The organism is Paenibacillus sp. AR247 (assembly GCF_002968895.1).
In the GTDB taxonomy this organism is placed as follows: domain Bacteria; phylum Bacillota; class Bacilli; order Paenibacillales; family Paenibacillaceae; genus Paenibacillus_AQ; species Paenibacillus_AQ favisporus.
The window spans coordinates 78728-82686 of sequence record NZ_PCZT01000015.1; the positions used below are offsets into that span (position 1 = coordinate 78728).

At 54.5% G+C, this 3959-nt stretch carries 3 protein-coding genes; all 3 read right to left on the minus strand.

What is annotated here, in order from left to right; all coding sequences use genetic code 11:
- Positions 1 to 1864 (minus strand): Ig-like domain-containing protein (locus CPT76_RS24995; RefSeq protein ID WP_181153029.1); only part of this gene is annotated, 1864 nt, incomplete at its 3' end.
- 583 nt (positions 1865 to 2447) lie between these two features.
- Complete coding sequence (metK, locus tag CPT76_RS25005; RefSeq protein ID WP_076174616.1) at positions 2448 to 3650, minus strand: methionine adenosyltransferase; 1203 nt, start codon at positions 3648 to 3650, stop codon at positions 2448 to 2450.
- A gap of 206 nt (positions 3651 to 3856) precedes the next feature.
- Positions 3857 to 3901, minus strand: coding sequence for a hypothetical protein (locus tag CPT76_RS42295; protein WP_374954732.1), 45 nt, complete (start codon positions 3899 to 3901; stop codon positions 3857 to 3859).
- Positions 3902 to 3959 lie beyond the last annotated feature (58 nt).

Below are 3959 nucleotides of genomic sequence, written 5' to 3' on the forward strand. Positions count from 1 at the left end.
CGGTCACGTAATTCGGCACATTGTTGACCAGTCGGAAAATTGGCTTTTTCATCGGCACATTGGTCGTGCTGAGAAGCTCGTTATACGTCAGGACCAGCTTGGTGCCGCCGCCTTCCGCCTTGTCCAGGACCGGGGGCTTTGTGTCCCAATAGTTGCGGACGATGTAGTCCGTGAATCCGGCGATATTTTGTCCGCGGTAATCCTGAATCGGATACGCCCCCGGCTTGTAGCTGACCCGCACCACCTGCCCGTCACCGACGGACGTGTTCAGGGACAGCGTCAAGGACTGGCCGCTTTGACTCACGCTTTTGACGCCCATACTCGTTCCGTCCGCCGTCACTGTGAACTGCTCGTAGGCATAGGCAGGTGGGCTTTTCAGCGACTGGCTAAAATACAGCACCACCGTGCTGCCCGAAATCGTGCCGCTGGTTGGCTTCGGCAGTGCGGAGTCCACGCCATTCACGACCTCGCGGGCCCCAAAAGCCGCCGCCGCATTCCCCGCTGCATCGCGGATCGGGCTGGAGCCGCCATTGTAGCTGATTTTCACATTTTGCCCAACGGCGACGCCGGTCTCCAGAATGACATAGACGCTGTCACCGGAGGTGTACACGTAGCTGATCCGCCGCGCTTCATCGTTCACCGTCACAGTAAAATTGGCCGTCGATGGCCAGGAGTCCGAATACAAAGCTTCATTATATACAAGCCGGATCGTCGTGTTGCTGTACATCTCGCTGCTCTGCAGCACCGGAGCTTGCTTGTCCGACGTGTTCGTCTGGAACGTCCAGCCCGTACTGCTTGTAATTCCAGCATAGTTCATGCCAGGGTTCTGTTTGTCGTAAAAAGCCCCCGGATCTACAGTCACGTAATAAGACGCGTCTTTGTCGAGCGTGTAACCGGACTGCAGCTGGATTTTGGCCTGGGTCCCGCTCACCGTGACCGTCACCGGAACGCTGGCGCCATTGGAGGATTTCCGGAGCAGTACATTCCCCGAACCGCGAACTACTTCCCGGTTAAAATTCATATACAGCGTCGCGTCCACTGCCACGTTCGTACTTCCGCTTGTCGGAGACAAGCTGGTCACGGACAGCGGAGTCGTACTGCCTGGCGCTGATGCCGTCGTGAAGGTCCAGCCTGTGGTCGAGGTGATCCCCGCCACGTTACTGCCTCCCCGGTCCTGAAAAGCTCCTGCAGGCACGATCACATAATACGACGTCCCGTACGACAGAACGCTCCCCGGATCGATCGTCACGGTCGTCGACCCGCCGCCTGTCACCTGGGTGGATTGGACGTTAATCGATGTCACCTTGGTGCCGCCCGTTTTATATAGATCGATCGTACCCTGCCCTGGATACACCGGGTTGTTAAAGGTCAGCTGGAGCTTGCTGTTCGTGGCGATCCCGGCCGCGGCGCTCTGCGGCGATTTGGCCGTAATGGCGGTATCTCCCTGGGTCGTAAAATACCACTGCCCGCCCGTCGTCAACCCGCCGAACGCTTGCCCATCCAGCGTGGTGATGGCACCAGCAGGGATATAGACATAATACGTCGTGTTTTTGTCCAACGAACGGGATAACGTGAAGCTTACCTTTTTCCCATCCACTTGAACCCGCGAGTTCGTCTGCCCCTGCGTCAGCGTAATGGAGTCCACCACTTGGTTGTCGGACACGCGTTTGATCTGCACGCTGCCGCTTCCCGTTTGGATCTCTTCATTAAAAGTCAGCTGCAGCGCGTTGGAAGGACTGGCTCCGATTGAACCCACTTGTGGCGCGTAGTCCACAATAGCCAGCTTGCTTAGCGTGGTGAACGTAAACGTCGATTCGCCCAGCGGACCATTAGCGTCCTGGAACACCCCTTCTTCAATTGTCACCTGATATTTCGTCTGGTATGACAGCCATTTGCCTTCAGGCAGCTGGAAGGTAAATTCAAGTCGCTAAGGCTGAGCTTGATCTGGTTATCTTCCGGATCGATGATCCGAACCACTGGGTCCGACGCTGGATCGGCGGATGGATCGGCAATATGTACGTTTTGGTTAAAGGTCAGCTGAAAATCCGGACGTCTCCCAACCTCCACGGCCCCATCTGTCGGCAGCGTGGAGACAAGCGGTCCGCTCATTTGAGCCTGCACTGCAGCGGCTGCAGCTGATACGGGACTTCCTCCCATCCCTCCTATGATTCCTATGTCCAATGCCATGGCGAGTGCTAGCATGCATGCCGTTATTTTTTTCATAGAATGGCTTAAACCTACCTTTCCTCGTATACCGACCTGTGAAATGAAACATACCGCGCCCTTTTCACAGGCACACGCTTATACTTCTATGTCGGTTAAAATGGAAAGGAAGTTTAGCCTATGGCTAGAAACGCTAGGTGATAGGCACGCAAAAAACCTCAGCCCGACCATTTGGCCAAACTGAGGTTTAAAAAATTATCTTCTATTATAAGTAATCGCTTCGATTACAAACCGGCTTGAGCACGCAGCTCTTCGGCTTTGTCGACACGTTCCCAAGGCAGATCCACATCGGTACGGCCAAAGTGACCGTATGCTGCGGTTTGCTTGTAAATCGGACGGCGCAGATCCAGCATGCGAATGATGCCGGCTGGACGCAGGTCAAAGTTGGCACGAATCAGCTCAACGAGCTTCTCGTCACTCACTTTACCCGTTCCGTACGTATCGACGTTGATCGATACCGGAGTTGCTACACCGATGGCGTAAGCCAATTGGATTTCGCATTTATCAGCCAATCCTGCAGCAACGAGGTTCTTCGCTACGTAACGCGCTGCGTATGCGGCCGAACGGTCCACTTTCGTCGGATCCTTACCGGAGAAAGCACCGCCGCCGTGACGGGCATATCCACCGTACGTATCGACAATAATTTTACGTCCTGTCAAACCAGCGTCCCCTTGAGGTCCGCCAATGACAAAACGCCCCGTAGGATTGATGTAATACTTTGTCTCGGCGTCAAGCAGTTCAGCAGGAACCACCGGCAGAATGACTTGCTCTTTCACGTCTTTCTGGATTTGCTCCAGCGTCACGTCTTCCGAGTGCTGCGTCGAAACGACGATCGTATCGACACGGACAGGCTTATCGTCCACATACTCGATCGTCACCTGCGTTTTACCGTCCGGACGCAGGTAGTCCAACGTACCGTTCTTGCGCACCTCAGCCAAGCGGCGGGCAATGCGGTGGGACAGCGCGATCGGAAGCGGCATCAGTTCTGGCGTCTCGTTGGTCGCAAAACCGAACATCAGACCTTGGTCGCCGGCACCGATGTTTTCGGTTTCCTTGTCGACCTGTGCTGGATCACGGCTCTCCAGGGCGGCGTTAACGCCTTGCGCGATGTCGGCCGACTGCTCGTTGAGCGATGTCAACACGGCCATCGTGTTGGAGTCAAAGCCATACTTGGCCCGAGTGTAGCCGATTTCTTTTACCGTATTTCGAACAATAGCGGGAATATCCACATATTCGGATTTCGTACTGATTTCACCGATGACGAGCACCAGGCCGGTCGCAACCGACACTTCGCACGCCACGCGGGCATTCGGATCATTTTCCAGAAAAGCGTCAAGAACCGCATCGGAGATCTGGTCGCAAATCTTGTCCGGATGTCCTTCCGTAACGGACTCGGATGTGAACAGATGACGTCCTTTTACAGACATTGTATCAACCTCCTATAAGGGTATTATAACAACGGCAGATAAGTTCTAAACAAAAAATGAACCTTTTCCGCAAAGGAAAAGGTTGTTCTACAATCCTCGTATGTCATATTAACGTATTTGTCAACCCATGTCAATCAACGCAGAGGGAACATGGACCTCGAAAAAAGCTGCATGAGTGCTTCTCTGATTAGCGTTGAAACGGCTGGTTACAGCAGGTTTTGCTGCGCCAGACGAACGAGGCGTTTCGTCATTTCGCCGCCCACCGAACCGTTCTCCCCGGGATGTCAGATGAGCCCCGTTCACACGGCC